The 14072-nt window shown below is 71.9% G+C and carries 17 protein-coding genes and 1 tRNA gene; 4 read left to right on the forward strand and 14 right to left on the reverse strand.

The window, feature by feature from the left end; genetic code table 11:
* Position 1 precedes the first annotated feature (1 nt).
* Positions 2 to 817, reverse strand: coding sequence for a heme ABC transporter ATP-binding protein (locus Val02_RS29085; protein ID WP_239153414.1), 816 nt, complete (start codon positions 815 to 817; stop codon positions 2 to 4).
* A gap of 57 nt (positions 818 to 874) precedes the next feature.
* Between Val02_RS29085 and Val02_RS29090 the strand changes: the two genes are divergently transcribed.
* Entirely contained in the window at positions 875 to 1471 is a 597-nt protein-coding gene (locus Val02_RS29090) for a TMEM165/GDT1 family protein (protein ID WP_203902423.1), read from the forward strand.
* Here the strand turns inward: Val02_RS29090 and Val02_RS29095 are convergent.
* The 5 genes from Val02_RS29095 to Val02_RS29115 form a co-directional block, all read right to left on the reverse strand.
* On the reverse strand, positions 1461 to 2177 hold the full coding sequence (locus Val02_RS29095) for an RlpA-like double-psi beta-barrel domain-containing protein (protein WP_203902424.1): 717 nt from the start codon (positions 2175 to 2177) through the stop codon (positions 1461 to 1463). The genes Val02_RS29090 and Val02_RS29095 overlap by 11 nt on opposite strands.
* 111 nt (positions 2178 to 2288) lie before the next feature.
* Positions 2289 to 3278, reverse strand: a complete 990-nt coding sequence (locus Val02_RS29100) for an NHL repeat-containing protein (RefSeq protein WP_203902425.1) — start codon at positions 3276 to 3278, stop codon at positions 2289 to 2291.
* A gap of 151 nt (positions 3279 to 3429) precedes the next feature.
* The gene (locus Val02_RS29105) at positions 3430 to 4254 is read right to left on the reverse strand and encodes a cutinase family protein (protein WP_203902426.1); all 825 of its coding nucleotides are present in this window, start codon (positions 4252 to 4254) and stop codon (positions 3430 to 3432) included.
* A 171-nt stretch (positions 4255 to 4425) separates the two neighbouring features.
* Positions 4426 to 5400: an ArsR/SmtB family transcription factor gene (locus Val02_RS29110; protein ID WP_203902427.1), complete on the reverse strand. Its 975-nt coding sequence runs from the start codon at positions 5398 to 5400 to the stop codon at positions 4426 to 4428.
* Between the two features lie 13 nt (positions 5401 to 5413).
* Positions 5414 to 5821, reverse strand: coding sequence for a winged helix-turn-helix transcriptional regulator (locus Val02_RS29115; RefSeq protein ID WP_239153415.1), 408 nt, complete (start codon positions 5819 to 5821; stop codon positions 5414 to 5416).
* Positions 5822 to 5876: 55 nt separating this feature from the next.
* On the opposite strand from Val02_RS29115, the gene Val02_RS29120 reads away from it, so the two are divergent.
* Complete coding sequence (locus tag Val02_RS29120; protein ID WP_203902428.1) at positions 5877 to 6644, forward strand: alpha/beta fold hydrolase; 768 nt, start codon at positions 5877 to 5879, stop codon at positions 6642 to 6644.
* Here Val02_RS29120 and Val02_RS29125 read toward each other — a convergent pair.
* Together Val02_RS29125 and Val02_RS29130 are read right to left on the reverse strand one after the other, a co-directional pair.
* Entirely contained in the window at positions 6593 to 8200 is a 1608-nt protein-coding gene (locus Val02_RS29125; protein WP_203902429.1) for an MFS transporter, read from the reverse strand. The genes Val02_RS29120 and Val02_RS29125 overlap by 52 nt on opposite strands.
* Before the next feature lie 14 nt (positions 8201 to 8214).
* A complete protein-coding gene (locus tag Val02_RS29130; protein WP_203902430.1) occupies positions 8215 to 8850 on the reverse strand; it encodes a class I SAM-dependent methyltransferase in 636 nt (211 codons plus the stop codon).
* A gap of 65 nt (positions 8851 to 8915) precedes the next feature.
* Between Val02_RS29130 and Val02_RS29135 the strand changes: the two genes are divergently transcribed.
* Complete coding sequence (locus Val02_RS29135) at positions 8916 to 9512, forward strand: helix-turn-helix domain-containing protein (protein ID WP_203902431.1); 597 nt, start codon at positions 8916 to 8918, stop codon at positions 9510 to 9512.
* 74 nt (positions 9513 to 9586) lie between these two features.
* A complete protein-coding gene (locus Val02_RS29140; RefSeq protein WP_203902432.1) occupies positions 9587 to 9760 on the forward strand; it encodes a hypothetical protein in 174 nt (57 codons plus the stop codon).
* 509 nt (positions 9761 to 10269) lie between these two features.
* Here the strand turns inward: Val02_RS29140 and Val02_RS29145 are convergent.
* The 6 genes from Val02_RS29145 to Val02_RS29170 form a co-directional block, all read right to left on the reverse strand.
* Positions 10270 to 10342 (reverse strand) — tRNA-Arg (locus Val02_RS29145).
* Positions 10343 to 10458: 116 nt separating this feature from the next.
* Positions 10459 to 11127: a Crp/Fnr family transcriptional regulator gene (locus Val02_RS29150; RefSeq protein WP_203902433.1), complete on the reverse strand. Its 669-nt coding sequence runs from the start codon at positions 11125 to 11127 to the stop codon at positions 10459 to 10461.
* A gap of 166 nt (positions 11128 to 11293) precedes the next feature.
* The gene (locus Val02_RS29155) at positions 11294 to 11458 is read right to left on the reverse strand and encodes a hypothetical protein (RefSeq protein ID WP_203902434.1); all 165 of its coding nucleotides are present in this window, start codon (positions 11456 to 11458) and stop codon (positions 11294 to 11296) included.
* A gap of 54 nt (positions 11459 to 11512) precedes the next feature.
* Entirely contained in the window at positions 11513 to 12205 is a 693-nt protein-coding gene (locus Val02_RS29160) for a Crp/Fnr family transcriptional regulator (protein WP_239153416.1), read from the reverse strand.
* A complete protein-coding gene (locus Val02_RS29165) occupies positions 12202 to 12741 on the reverse strand; it encodes a hypothetical protein (protein WP_203902435.1) in 540 nt (179 codons plus the stop codon). The genes Val02_RS29160 and Val02_RS29165 overlap by 4 nt, the downstream gene beginning before the upstream one ends.
* A gap of 53 nt (positions 12742 to 12794) precedes the next feature.
* Positions 12795 to 13811, reverse strand: a complete 1017-nt coding sequence (locus tag Val02_RS29170; protein ID WP_203902436.1) for an effector-associated domain 2-containing protein — start codon at positions 13809 to 13811, stop codon at positions 12795 to 12797.
* Between the last annotated feature and the right edge of the window lie 261 nt (positions 13812 to 14072).

Raw genomic sequence — 14072 nt, forward strand, 5'->3', positions numbered from 1 at the left:
CCTAGCGGACCGGCAGCACCAGCGGGGTCCCGGTGCGCGGATGCGGGAACACCTCGACCGCGTGACCGTACACAGTGGACAGCAGTTCCGCCGTGAACACCTCGGCCGGCGCGCCGTCGGCGACGACCCGCCCGCTGTCCAGCACGGCCACGCGATCCGCGTGCGCGGCGGCGAGCCCGAGGTCGTGCAGCACCACGAGAACGGCGGCGCCGGCGGCGGCACGGTCGCGGGCGACGCGCAGCACCAGTTCCTGGTGGCGCAGGTCCAGGGCCGCCGTCGGCTCGTCGAGCAGCACCAGCGCCGTGTGCTGCGCCAGGACGCGGGCCAGCGCCACCCGGGCCCGTTCGCCGCCGCTGAGCGACAGGAACGGACGTTCGACAAAATCGGAGACGCCGGTCGCCTCCAGGGCGGCGGCCACCCGCGCGTCGTCCTCGGCCTCGGCCGGGGTCCCCGCCCATGGCGCCCGCCCCATGCGCACCACGTCCACCACCGGGAACGGGAACGACAGCAGGTGGTGCTGGGGCAGCACGGCCCGGCGCCGGGCCAGATCCGCGGCGCTCCACTCCCCCACGGGACGGCCGTGCACGGTCACCGCGCCGCTGTCCGGCGCACGATCGCCGGCGAGAACGGACAGCAGCGTGGACTTGCCGGCACCGTTGGGCCCCACCAGCGCCAGCACCTCGCCCGCGACCACGTCCACGTGAACGTCCTCGAGCACGGGCCGGCTCCCGTAACGCAGGCCCACGGCCGCCGCACCCGCCAGCACGGTGCCCGGCTCGGGCGGCTCGGGAAGGGTGGCTCGCCTGCGGATTCGCACCGGGTAAGGTTAGCCTGAGGAGCGTTTCCCCGGCTCCGCGCCGGGAAGGCGGCAACTGTGTTCGATCTCGCCGTCATCGCCACCACGTTCGTTCCGCTGCTACTGCTGGAGCTGCCGGACAAGACGTTCGTGGCGACCCTGGTGCTCTCCACGCGCTACCGGCCGCTGACCGCGTGGATCGGGGTGGCGCTGGCGTTCGCCGTGCAGTGCGCCCTCGCCGTGACCGCGGGCGGGCTGCTCGCCCAGCTGCCCCGCACGCCGGTGACGGCCGCGGCCGCCGTTCTCTTCGCCGTCGGGGCGGTGCTGCTGTGGCGGCAGGCGCGCGGCGGCGACGAGTCCGAGGAGTTCAGCAGCGGGCGCATCCGCGAGGGCGCCACCGGGCTGCGGGCCGTCGGCGTGAGCTTCCTCGTCGTGTTCCTCGCCGAGTGGGGCGACCTGTCGCAGCTGTTCACCGCCGGACTCGCCGCCCGGTACGCGGATCCGGTCTCGGTGTTCGTGGGGTCGCTGGCGGCGCTGCTGACCGTCTCCGGGCTGGCCGCGTTGCTGGGCAAGGCGTTGCTGGCGCGGGTCCGGCCGTCGGTCGTGCGGCGGGCCGGCGCGGTCGTCTGCGCGGTGCTGGCGGTCGTGACCGTGGCGGACCTGATCATCGACTGATCGCGATCGTCGCCCCGTCCAGGGTGGTGTACCAGTCCGAGTCCGTGAACCCGGGGCCGGTCTCCTCGCCGAGGTACACGTCGAGGTGCCGGCTCCCGCCGAGGCCCGGGGTGAACTCGTCGGTGACCGTCCACCGCGCCGCCGACAGCTTGGCGCAGACCGGTCCGGCGATCCTCGTCCGTCCACAGTCGACGATCGCGAAGCGGGTGCCCCGCGCCAGCACACCCGGGTCCGCGGCAGCCGACTCGAACGGCGTCAACGCCCGCCCCGCCGTGTCGCGCGGCGCGGTGTCCAGCCAGTAGCCGACGTCCGAGGACCAGTTGAGATAGCGGCCGCCGGCGGTGCGCCCGGTGCCCTCGTCGTGCACCGCCCGGACGAACGAGGTCGGGTACGTGCCCAGGTCCGCGTCGCCGCGCCGGCACTCCAGGCGCGGGCAGCCGATCACCCGTTCCGCCGGCCCGTCGTGGAACCGCTCGACGGCCGTGTAGTAGACGGTGATCTCCCAGCCCGTCGACCGCCGCGCGGCCGGGCCGCCCGACGACGGGACCACGGCCGGCGACGGGTACTGCGTGGTGCCCAGCGCGCCGGCCTCCGGCGGGGCCGACACCGCGGGTGGTGCGGGCGCGGGCGGCGCGGAGGGAGCCGCGCACGCTGTGGGCGTTCCCACGAGAACGAGCGCGACCAGGCAGACAACCGCGCGGCGCACCGGCCACATCCTGGCGGCACCGCGTCGCGCCGGCGTCGGGCGACCGGTCAGGCCCGCGCGGACGAACGGCGGGGCGGCCCCACGCACACCCCGCCGCCCGCGTTCAGGAACTCACCAGCCGAACGGCGCCGGCACCCGCCGCACGGTGAACGGGATCCGGGGCGCCTCGCCCCGCTGCAGCCGCAGCACCTGCCCCTCGGCGACCCACAGGTCGCGGCCCACCCGCACGACCGACGTCGGCTGGTCGACGGTGTCACTGACCACAGTGGACACTCCGGTGCGCACGTCGACGGTGCTGAGCCGGCCCGGGTTCTCCGTGACCAGCAGCCGGTACGCGTCGAGCATGCGGATCCCGTCCGGGTTGACGAACGCGCGATCCAGCGGGATCACGGCCGCCGCGCCCGCCGAACCGTCGGCGGAAAGCCGCACCTTGACGAGCTTGCCGCTGCTGTAGTTCGTGACGAAGACCGTGCCGCGCCCGTCGTAGGCGATGCCGTTGATCTGCAGCCCCGCCTGGCCGCCGGTGAGCAGCGGGTCGGCCGACCACACGCTCAGCGTGCCGTTCTTGGCGGAGGTGCCGCTCGGCGTGGTGAGCCGCAGGATGCGCCCCGGCAGGGCCGGCGACGCGGTCGGGTCCGTGGTGTCCGTGGCGAACACCGCACCGCCGACGAGTGCGAGATCGGCGCAGACGCCGCGGTCCGGGAAGACGTACTCGGCGACCCGCTCACCGGTCGCCAGGCTGAACGCCCGCAGCGACGTCGGCGTCTGGAAGCTGAGGTCGATGTTGCAGGTCCAGAGCACCTTGCGCGCGTCGTCGACGAGGACGCCGGCGGTGCCGATGTTCGTTCCCGCGGGAAGGAACTCCTCGGACGTCCACACCCCCGGCCGGAAGCGAACGACGGCGCCGGTGACGATGCTGCCGACGTAGAGGTCGCCGCCCGCGGCGGCCGAGATGCTCTCCGGGTAGTAGTTGTCGCCCGGGATCGTGAGTGTGTCCGGCCGCGGCGCCCGAGTTTCGGCCGACGCGGCGGGTGCCGCCACGGCCGAGACGGCGAACGCGGCGCACAGCACCGTCAGTGCCGCGCTGAAACGCTTGATCACGTGCGGTCCCCCATGGTCGAGGCGCACGGGGACGGCAGGATATGAACCCACCCTGCGCCCCCGTGCGTGGTGGATTGATCACCTGCGAGGGAAGCGGATCCGGATCGATGCCGCAACCCGTGCGCCTCAACAACCGCTACACAAGAAAAATCTAGAGCTTGCCCGCCGCGAACTCCGCGCCCAGGCCGACGTCGCCGTTGCGCAGGTAGGCCAGGTGCGCCGCGAAGTTGCCCCCGCCGCCGCAGACCGGGTCGCCGGTGGCGCAGAACGACTTCGCCTTCGGCCCGTAGAGTTCGCTCGCCGTCTCGATGGTCTGGCGGCCGATGCCGAGCGGGTTGCCGTACACGACCACCGCCGCCACGCGCGGGGCGAGCGCGGTCGGAATCGTCTCACCGGTGGTGCGGCCGACGCGCAGCCCGATCGCGATGTCGGTCACGCTGGCACCCTGCGAGTACCCGCCGATGACGAACTTCGTCGCCGAACACCTGGCGGCGACCTCCTTGATGTGGTTGCTCATGTCGGTGGCGCCCGGGCCGGCGCTGCGCTGATCGGCGGCGGCCGCATAGTCCACGGCCCGCGAGGAGTACGAACGGTCGCCGACCGCGTCGCGCAGCGCACGGTCGAGCAGGCCGCCGACGCTGCCGAGCCCGGCCGGTTCGCCGGTGCCGCGCGCGAAGACGAAGTGCACGTCGGTGCAGCCGGCGGCCTGTCCCCCGCCGCTCTCCTCGCCGGTGCCCGGCTGCGTCCCGGTCCCGGTGCCCGGATCCGTCTCGCCGCCGCTGTCCTGGCCGCCGTTGCCCGCGTCGTCCCGCCGATCCCGCCAGAACTCCAACCACCGCTGGAACGCACCCTCGCGGGCACTCGCGCGGCTACTGCTGCCGGGCACCTCGGACGCGGAGGCGAACGGTGCGGCCAGCACGCCGCCGAGGATGACCGCTGCCGCTGTGCCGGCCGTCAGGACATACCGCTTCCGCATCGTGAACGCTCCTTGCTGAACGTGGGAGGTATTCGTTTCCCCACCACCGTGCAGCGCATTTGCGGATGCGCGAACGGAAGAAAAGCAAGGTTGAAGAGTCGCTAATTCTTTCTAAAGAAACCGCAGGTCAGAGGCTGCGACACCGGTCGCAGAAAAGTGAGACACGCGTTTCTAAAATGGCTTCAACAATGATTCGGATACGCTCGTGCGCGAATACAGCACGTAACGACCGCGCCGGTGCGCCGTCACAAACCCGGCCGCCCGCAGCGCGGTCAGATGCTGCGACACCCCGCCCGGCGCCAGCCCCGTCGCCCGGGCGAGTTCGGTCGTCGAGGCGGGCGAGTCGAGCCGCGTGAGCAACAACGTGCGGGTCCGGCCGAGCACCGCCACGAGCGCCTCCGGCGGGTCGCGCCGGTCGCGGTCCCAGACCCGTCCCACGCCGCGCGGCGGGTAGCGCAGCGTCGGCTGCCACTGCGGATCCATCCGGGCGAACACCCGTGGCCACACGAACACGGACGGCACGAGCAGCAGCCCCCGCCCGCCCAGGTCGACCGTGCGCGACACGTGCGCGTTGACGACGTGCAGCGCGCCGTCGCGCCAGTTCACCCGCGGGTCGAGGTCGGCGAAGAGCCGGTCGGTGCCACCCTCGATCAGCCGCCGCGCCCGGTACAGCACGTCGTCCTCGAGCAGTCGCAGGATCCGTGGCCAGTAGGGCGCCAGCATCAGTTCCCAGTACCGCCGAACGACTCCGGCCAGCCGCCGCAGCCCGGCGGGTGGATCGGCGTAGAGCGGATCCAGCGAGGCCGGCCGCGGCCCGGACAGTTCGTCCAGCATGCCGCGAACGTCCTCCGGCGCCAGCCCCACCATGGAGGAGAGCTCCAGTTCGAGGTCGGGTGCGGGGACGGCCGGCGGCGGAGTGAGGATGCCGGCCATGATCCGGGTCGGCACCGGCACCAGATCGGAGAGCATCGGCCAGTCCGGCCCCACGTCGGCGAGCCGGCCGCGCACCTGCGCGTGCCATACGGCGTGCATCGGGTGCGCCGCCGGGTCCTTGATCACGCGCACGCTGGCGACAAGTTCCCACAGCGGCGAGAACGCGAACCTGATGGTGGCCAGGTCCCGTGCGCCGAACGCCAACCGCAACACGACGTTCCCCCGGTCACTCGGCAGTCGCGCGACGCCTGGCCTCCCGCACCGCCGGCATGTTGGCCTCCGCCCACGCGCGCACCTGCGCCAGCGGCCCCTCCAACGTGTGCCCGAGCGCGGTGAGCGAGTACCAGGTGCGCGGCGGCACGGCCGGCTCGACGCGGCGGTGCACCAGTCCGTCGAACGTCAGGCCGCGCAGCGTCTGGGACAGCATCTTGTGGGAGATGCCGGGTGCGGCGCGGCGCAGTTCGGCGAAGCCGCACTCCCCCGGATACGCCTCGGCCAGCACCTTCACCAGCATCGACGTCCAGCGGTCACCGATCCGGTCGAGCAGTTCGCGGGTCGGACAGGCGGGGCTGAACAGGTCACCGGTTACCCCGCGCTCACCCGGTACCGGCGAGGTGCCTTCTTGTTCGTCCACGCGCGCTCTCCCAAGGTGTATCGCGACTGCCCACGCTACCGACGGGACCGAAGCGATGCGGATTGCGACCAACGGCACCGAACTGGCGGTGCGGGTCGACGGCACCGGGGCGCCGCTGCTGCTCCTGCACGGATGGCCGCACACCGGCCGGATCTGGGCCGGTGTGCGGCCGCCGGGGCGCCGGATCATCGCGCCCGACCTGCGCGGGATCGGCGACAGCGCGCCGGCACGGGACGGGTTCGACGCCGCGACGGCCGTGGCGGACCTGATCGGCCTGCTCGATCACCTGAACGTCGACACGCTCGAGGTGGCCGCGATCGACGCCGCCGTTCCCACCGCCTTCCTGCTGGCGATGCGCCATCCCGAACGGGTCACCCGGCTGGTGCTCATGGAGGGAACCCTGCCGGGGCTCGCCGGGGGCTTCGACGCGCCGCCCTGGTGGTTCGGCCTGCACGCCGTCCCGGAACTGCCCGAGACCCTCGTCGAGGGACGCGAGGACGAGTACCTGGGCTGGTTCCTGCGGGACGTCGCCGACCCGGGGCTGCGCGCGGCGCTCGTCGACGCGTACCGCGGCCGGCCCCGCCTGCGCGCCGGCTTCGGCTTCTACCGCGCGATGGACCGCAACACCGAACTGATCCGCGCCGCGGTGGCCGGTTCGCGGCTGCGCGTCCCCACCGTCGCCGTCGCCGGCGGCGTCGTCGCGCACCGCCTGCACCGTCAACTCGAACCGCTCACCGACCACCTTCGCGGCGTCACGCTGGACCGCTGCGGTCACATCGTTCCGCTGGACCGCCCGGACGCGCTGACCCGGCTGTTCGCCTGAGCACTGTCACCGGCGACCACGACCGGCACCCGCCGGGCGCCGCGGACGAGCACGTAGCCGAGGAGGACGACCATGACCACGGCTCCGGCCCACATCGCCCGCTGCCACCCGTCGACGAACGACTCCTTCGCGGCCGCCACCAGCGCCTCGGCCCGCGGGCCGGCACCGTCGGCGCCCGCGACCGCATTCGCGACACCGGCGCGGGCGGTCTCGGCCACGTCGGTCGGAACGCCACCGAGCCGGGAGTCGATCGCACTCCGGTACCCGGCTGAGAGAACCGCCCCCAGCAGGGCGACACCGAGCGCGGTGCCGAACTCGCGGGTCACGTCGTTGAGCGCCGACGCGACCCCCTGACGCTCGGGCGGCAACGCGCCGGTGATCGCCTCGGTGGCGGGCGTCATGGACAGGCCCATCCCCAGCCCCATGGCGAGCATGCCGGGGAGCACGGAGAGGTAGCCGCCGTCGACGGAGACGAGGCTCGCCATCAGGACCAGTCCCGCGCCGCCGAGGAACACCCCGGAGGCCATGGTCGCGCGGCTGCCGATCCGGGCGGCCAACCGTGGCGCGAGGCCGGAGGCCGACATCATCAGCAGCGCCATCGGCATCATCGCCAGCGTCGCCCGCAGCGCGGACCAGCCGAGCACCGCCTGCAGGAACGGGAACAGCACCACGAAGATCCCGGCCTGCACCCCGAAGACGGCGAGCAGCGCGAGCGACCCGACGGCCAGGCCGCGTTCGCCGAAGAGCCGCACGTCGAGCAGCGGCGCCGGCCGGCGCAGCTCCCACGCCACGAACCCGATCGCGGCCGCCACACCGCCGACGAGGCCGAGCAGCGTGGCGGGTTCGGTCCACCCGTGCACCGGGCCCTCGTGGAGCACGAAGATCAGTGCGAGCACCGCGACGACCGAGGTCGCCGCGCCGACGGTGTCGAAGCGGTGTTCGGCGTCCGCGCGGGAGTTCGGGACGGTTCGCACGATCATCGCGAGGGACGCCAGGACGAGCGCGACCGGCAGGACGAAGAGCCACCGCCAGGTCGCCACGTCGACCAGCAGCGCCGACAGGTACATGCCCAGGATGCCGCCCCCGCCGGCCACCGCGGTCCACGCGCCGATCCCCTTGGCGCGTTCCTTCTCGGGGAACGTCGAGGTGATCACGGCGAGCGTGACCGGCATGATCATCGCTGCCCCGACACCGGCCAGGAACCGCGAGCCGAGCATCAGCGGCGCGGAGCTGGCCAGGCCGGCGAGCGCGTTCGCGACACCGAAGACGGTCAGGCCGATCAGCAGCACCGGCTTGCGGCCCCGCCGGTCGCCGAGCGCCCCGAGCGGCAGCAGGAGCGCGGCGAGCGTCATCGTGTAGAGGTTGATCATCCACAGCACCTCGCTCTGCGAGGCGTCGAACTCGACGGCCAGTTCGGCCTGCGCGACGTTCAGACCCGTCACCGAGGCGATGACGGCCATCAGCGCCACGCACACCGCGACGAGGACGGCGCGGCGCCGGCGTGGGTCGTCGATGATCGGGTCGGCGGGACCGACCGCGGACACGTGCATGCTCATGGGATTCCTCCGGATCAGCGGCGGCGGGCGTTGACGACCACGTCGTGGATCGGGACCGGGTGGCCGCCGGGGCCGGTCAGGGTCCGGTGCCCCTGCTGGGCGGTCACGACCTCCCACTCGAGCGGGTCGAGTCGGGCCGTGATGTCGGCGGCCGTCACCGAGGCCTCGGCGGGCGGCTCCTTGCCGCCGTGCCCGTGCCCGGAGTTCGGCTCGTGGTGGTGCAGGTGGCCGACGATGAGCAGCGTGCCCGCCGGGGCGACCCACGCCGCGATGCGGTCGTAGAAGTCCAGCTGCGGCATCGCGGGGTGCGCGTAGTGCGTGGTGACCAGGTCGAAGCGCGCCTGCGGCGCCCACTCGCACAGGTCCGCCTCGACCCACTCCACCATCCCGGCGACGCCGGCGGCCGCCGCGCGTTCGGCGCCGTGCGCGAGTGCCGCGGGGGCGATGTCCGCCGCGGTGACCCGCCAGCCACGCGTGGCGAGCCAGATCGCCTCTGCGCCGGCGCCGCAGCCCGCGTCGAGGGCCGTCCCGGGCGTCAGGTCGCCGACCTCCCGCACGAGGTGGGGAATGGGCTGACCGGCGGCCATCGCCGCGGCCCGGTCGCCCTCCCAGATCCGGTCCCAGTAATTTTTGTCGAACGTGTGCGTCATGCGGCGATGATCAGTACCGGAATGCACCACGGCAAAGTTCTTTGCCAAATGGAAAACTGGCGGGCATGGACGACGCGACGGACCGGACACTCAGCGCGGTAGGACCCCGGCTCAAGCAGCTACGCCAGCGGCGGGACATCACCCTGAACGACCTCGCCGCGCAGACCGGCATCTCGATCAGCACACTGTCCCGACTCGAGTCCGGCCTCCGGCTGCCCACCCTCGAACAGCTGCTGCCCCTCGCCCGCACCTACGGCGTCACCCTCGACGAACTCGTCGACGCACCGCCGACCGGCGACCCGCGCATCAACATGCGCCCGATCCACACCAGCGACGGCGCCACCATCCTGCCGCTGACCCGCCGCCCCGGCGGCATTCAGGCCTACAAGTTCGTCCTGCCCACCGGACGCGACGACGCCGAACCCGACCTTCGCACCCATGAGGGCCACGACTGGGCGTTCGTCCTCAACGGCCGGCTCCGGCTCGTCCTCGGGCAGCACGACCTCATCCTGAACCCCGGCGAGGCCGTCGAGTTCGACACCCGCACGCCACACTGGTTCGGGGCGACCGGGGCGGGTCCGGTGGAGTTCCTCAGTCTCGTCGGCAAACAGGGCGAACGCGCACACGTCCGCACCGCCACCCGCGAGCACCACTCCGACTAGGTACAGCCTGCTGCACCCCGATCGGCAAGCCCACTGGATCGATGCGGACCACTCCGCTCCCTATCGTTTGATGCATGAACATCTACCGCGCAAGCCTCTGGCTCGTCCTCACCGTCGCTGTCGCCGCCAACGTGGTGGCCTCCGCCGCCGGCAGCTTCGTCGTCGGCTCCGCGTTCGGGCTCGTCGCGCTCGCATCCGGCGCCGCCCTGGCCTCGAACCACTACAAGAACCGCCACCACACCACATGAACGGCCGATACCTCGGCCATCGCCACGAGACAGCGGTGGCCGCGAGGACGGGACCAACAAGCTGGGCAGCGTCACGCTGCGCAAGGCCGACGAAACCCCTCCGCCACCCGCGGAACAGTCGCAGCAGGCGGCGGAGGTGCTCGGCGCCCTGCTCCTTCTCGGCGCCGCCATCGCCGCACCGCATGTGCGGAGGTGGCTGACCGAGCGCGCGGCACCGACCGTGAGGTCCACGTGGAATCGGCTCAGATCCCGCGAAGCCGGTCGTTCGGCCGTCCCTTCCGACCGGGCACCCACGACAGAGCCGACCGGAGCTCAGAATTCTCCGGGAGGCCGGGATCGCCGACGGCCTTCCGGGGCTGGACAGCGCACTGGAGGCGCTTACGGCCGAACAATTATCGGCAGCCGTCGCGGCGCTGCTCGCGGAGCGTCACGAGACCCTCATAAGTCCACAGTGGACAGCGGAGACCGCCGATGCGCCACAGGATGGCGGGCCACAGGCTATGAATTTGTGCGCCCGGCAGGATTCGAACCTGCGACCTTAGGATTAGAAGTCCTCTGCTCTATCCACTGAGCTACGAGCGCGCGGCCGCCCACAGGCGGCGCCGTCAGAGTACCGGCACCGCGATGGACGCGCCCCTGCTTAGAGCGCCGAGTGCGCACCTTACCGGCGTTCCGGGCCGCCACGCCAGCACCCGCGCTTACTGGTAACTTCCGGTCACTATCAGATCGGTACGCAGGATCACGATGCGGGAACGCTGGGTGCGGATGGCCCCCGCTTCCCGCAGCCGGCGAAGCACTTTCGCGGTCGCCTCCCGCGAGGCGCCGGCGAGTCCCGCCAAGTCCTGCTGCACCAAGGGAATCACGGTCCGGCCCAGCCCCCCGTTGAACCGGAACTGGTCCGCGAGGTCCACCAGCACCCGGCAGATCCGCTCGGGAACGCTGTACGAGGCGTACTCGACGCGCCGCCGGTCGGCCTCGTGCACCCGCGCGGTGACGCTGTTCAGCAGGAGCAGCGCGTTGGTGGGGCGGGTCTGCAGCGCGGCCGACAGCCGGGCGGCCGGCACGGTCACCACGGTCGCGGGCAGCAGCCCGATGACGCTGGTGAGGTGCCGCTCCGGCGTGACGAACGCCAGTTCGCCGATGAGGCTGCCGGCGGAGCGCACGGCGAGCACCGCCATGTTGCCGTTCTCGGCGACGCCGACGACCTTCACCGCACCGTCCTCGACGAGAACGACGACGCCGCCGCGTTCGGAGTCGGTGGACAGGACGGCGCCGGGTGCGAGAACGCGGCGCAGCCCGATGTCGGACAGCATCTGCCAGGCGACCGGATCGCGTGCCCGGTCGGGTAGCCGGCGATTCACCGACACGCTCCCGTTCCGTCGTACGGCCGAGGAGGACCCGGCGGCAGTGAAGATCCCGATCGGCTGGGCGCTCATCGCTTTCCGCCCGATGTCGCGACGGCGCTCACGGTGCCGCCTTCCCCCGTCGCTGCGCTGCTCAGTCCAGGCGGCACCGCACCGCCACGCCGCGGGCTCATAGCGACATCACGAACAGGATGGCGAACAGGGCGGCGAGGACCATCAGGCGCAGGCGGTCGACATCGAAGTCGAAGCCGGATCCGATCCGGCGGCGGGGTAGGGGACGTGGCGTGGGCGGTGCGCCCAACAGCCATCGACCCTGCTCAACTGTGATTGTCATGCCCGGCAGCGTCTCCGTGAACCGGAGCGCCCGATGCGTCTTCAGACACACACGCTATGTGTCGGATGACACATTGCGGGTTAATGACTTAAGGACGGTCGGCTTCAGCACCACGATCCGCTGACGCTCGGTGCGGACGATGTCGCGCTCCCGCAATGTGCGTAGCGTACGCGCTACCACCTCCCTCGAGGTGGCCGCCGTGAGGGCGAGTTCGCGCTGAGTGAGCGGGAGCTGGATGACGATCGCGTCGCCGTGCCGCCGGCCGTGCTCGCGGGCCAGCTTGAGCAGCAGCGCCGCGATCCGCCCTGAGCTGCTCGCCGACACGAACTCCAGCCGCCGGCTGTCGGACTCGCGCAGGTTGGCCGAGATGTGGCGCAGCAGCGACAGGGCCACCGGTGGATGCTGCGCGAGGCACTCCACGAAGCGTTCCCCCGAAACGACAATGGCGCGGACCGCGACCAGCGCGATCACCGTCGCCGACCGCGGACCGTCGTCGATCGCCGCCATTTCTCCGAGAACGTCACCGGGCCCCCGCAGCGCCAGGATCGCCTCCTCGCCGCTGCGGGAGGTCGACGTGATCTTCACCCAGCCCTCGTGCAGCAGCAGCACGTGCGACGACGGGTCGCCCTGGTGCACCAGCGTCGCCCGCGGCCGGTACGCGCGCGGGGTGCCCGCCTGGCGCAGCACCTCCATCTCGGTAGCCCCGAGCCCGGCCAGGAACGACCGCGGGTGAAAGTCCTCGCTCATCGCGACCAGTCCGCGTAGAGCACTATCTGCACGGCGAGAACGAGCACCCCGACGGCCTCCACGACGGAGACCGCGAGCAGGCCGGGGTGCGGCCCGTCGTTGAGCCAGTAGACGACCAGCGTGATCAGCGGCGCGACGACGAACATCATGAACTCGATCGCGAGTTGCAGCGCCTTGCGGGACACCCGCCGGTCGTCGGCGCGGTGCGCGCGTTCCCAGCCGAACACCGCCTCATCGTCGGCGACGATCGCGGTCAGCCGGGGGGTCAGCTCGGTACGGATGTAGTGTCCGATCGCCGACACCGTGACGTCGTTCATGAGATAGGTCCACCCGAGGACGATCGAGACGGGCGGAATCAGCAGGAGCAGCGACGGCGTTCCACCGGCCTGCAGCACGGCCGCGATGACGGCCGCCATCGTCGCCAGCGTGGCGTAAAAAGTGTTGTCCCGGAACGTGATCCGGCTGCGCTGCTCCTCTTTGATCCGCTCGTACTCCAGCAGCAGAAGCCGACCCGTGGTGATGTCACTGTCCGCCAATGCCGCGCCTCCCATGCGTGTCCGTCCATCGTGGACCACACACGCCGGTGCTGCTATGGCCCGGACCAGTGGGATCGGATCACCGAAATCACGAGGTCGAGTTCGGGGATGTCGCCGACGGTCACCCGCAGCGCGTCGATCAGCGCCTCGCGCCCGTTGTCGAACCGTTCGCAGGTGCGCACGATCGCGATGACGTGCAGCCGTGCCACCTGGTGCGCGGGTACCGAGGTGCGGATCGGCCGGGGCAGTTCCGCCACGACCGCGCGCCGCTGGTGGTCGTCCTCCATGACGGCCAGGCTCAGCAGCGCCTCGACGACGGCGCCCAGCCCACCGACGGAGCCGCCGTTCGGCGACGGCGACGCGCCCTGCGTCCCGAACGGCACGACCTCGGCCAGGAGCGCGCTCGTGTACGCCGCCGCGGCCAGGGACGCGTAGCCGTGCCAGGTGTCGTCCTTGTTGCCGTCGCAGTGATCGGCGATGCCCCGCACCATGTACCAGTGCGCCCCGTGCAGGTCGGCGCCGACCGCGATCCCGGAGCCCTCCATCTCGACCGCCCGGATGCCGTGCTGCCGCGCGAGGCGGTCCCGTTTGGTGGCGTCGCGCAGGAGCCGGTCGGCGCTGCCGATCGCGGCCCGGTGCACGCGCGGGACACCCGGTCGGGCGTTCGGGCGCCGAAACTCCCCGCTGGCGCGTGCCTCCCACTCGCGCAGCGCCCCGGTCCAGGACTCGTCCCCGGCGAGCGCCCTGGTCTCCAGCTCGCGGTCCGCGCGGAGCAGCGTCTTCGACAGGCCCTCGGTGGAACGTCGAATGCGGTCCCGCCCGTTGACGGTGCGCACGTGGTCGTAGTCGACGACGCCGCCGGCGGAGGTCACCACATCGCCCAACCCGATGTGCCGTTCGGGGTCGTGCGGCGCGGGAAAGCCACCGGCGATGCCGCACATCAGCAGGCAGCGCACGTTCGGAAAGCTGCGCATCAGGTCGGTGCAGATCGCGGCCGCATTGCGGGTGCCGTCCTGGGCCAACAGCGCGGAGACGACCCGGTGCGGCCGATCGGCGACCGCACTTGGCATCGACCCACACCAATATTTGTTGGGATCTCCCGGAATCCGGACCGGTTCGAGATCGGAAATCGTCATCCGTTGGGCGGCCGACTCGCGCGGAAGCGCCGCCACCAGCCCGACGGTGATCTCAGTCGGCAACATACGACCGCCTCGATGATCTCCGGAATCGATCGGGGTGGTTCACCGAAGACTCATGCCTGTAAATTGGAGCAACCTCGTTCGACTTCGGCCTGCCGCAACGCCGCTCCGGCCTGAATCGGCTCAGTGCAC

The sequence above is a fragment of the Virgisporangium aliadipatigenens genome, from assembly GCF_016863615.1.
Lineage (GTDB): Bacteria > Actinomycetota > Actinomycetes > Mycobacteriales > Micromonosporaceae > Virgisporangium > Virgisporangium aliadipatigenens.

Coding starts and splice junctions, on each gene's coding strand:
- Val02_RS29105 (WP_203902426.1), bottom strand. CDS start 4,254: ATGCGGAAGCGGTATGTCCTGACGGCCGGCACAGCGGCAGCGGTCATC.
- Val02_RS29120 (WP_203902428.1), top strand. CDS start 5,877: ATGCGGATTGCGACCAACGGCACCGAACTGGCGGTGCGGGTCGACGGC.
- Val02_RS29125 (WP_203902429.1), bottom strand. CDS start 8,200: ATGAGCATGCACGTGTCCGCGGTCGGTCCCGCCGACCCGATCATCGAC.
- Val02_RS29130 (WP_203902430.1), bottom strand. CDS start 8,850: ATGACGCACACGTTCGACAAAAATTACTGGGACCGGATCTGGGAGGGC.
- Val02_RS29135 (WP_203902431.1), top strand. CDS start 8,916: ATGGACGACGCGACGGACCGGACACTCAGCGCGGTAGGACCCCGGCTC.
- Val02_RS29140 (WP_203902432.1), top strand. CDS start 9,587: ATGAACATCTACCGCGCAAGCCTCTGGCTCGTCCTCACCGTCGCTGTC.
- Val02_RS29155 (WP_203902434.1), bottom strand. CDS start 11,458: ATGACAATCACAGTTGAGCAGGGTCGATGGCTGTTGGGCGCACCGCCC.
- Val02_RS29160 (WP_239153416.1), bottom strand. CDS start 12,205: ATGAGCGAGGACTTTCACCCGCGGTCGTTCCTGGCCGGGCTCGGGGCT.
- Val02_RS29170 (WP_203902436.1), bottom strand. CDS start 13,811: ATGCCAAGTGCGGTCGCCGATCGGCCGCACCGGGTCGTCTCCGCGCTG.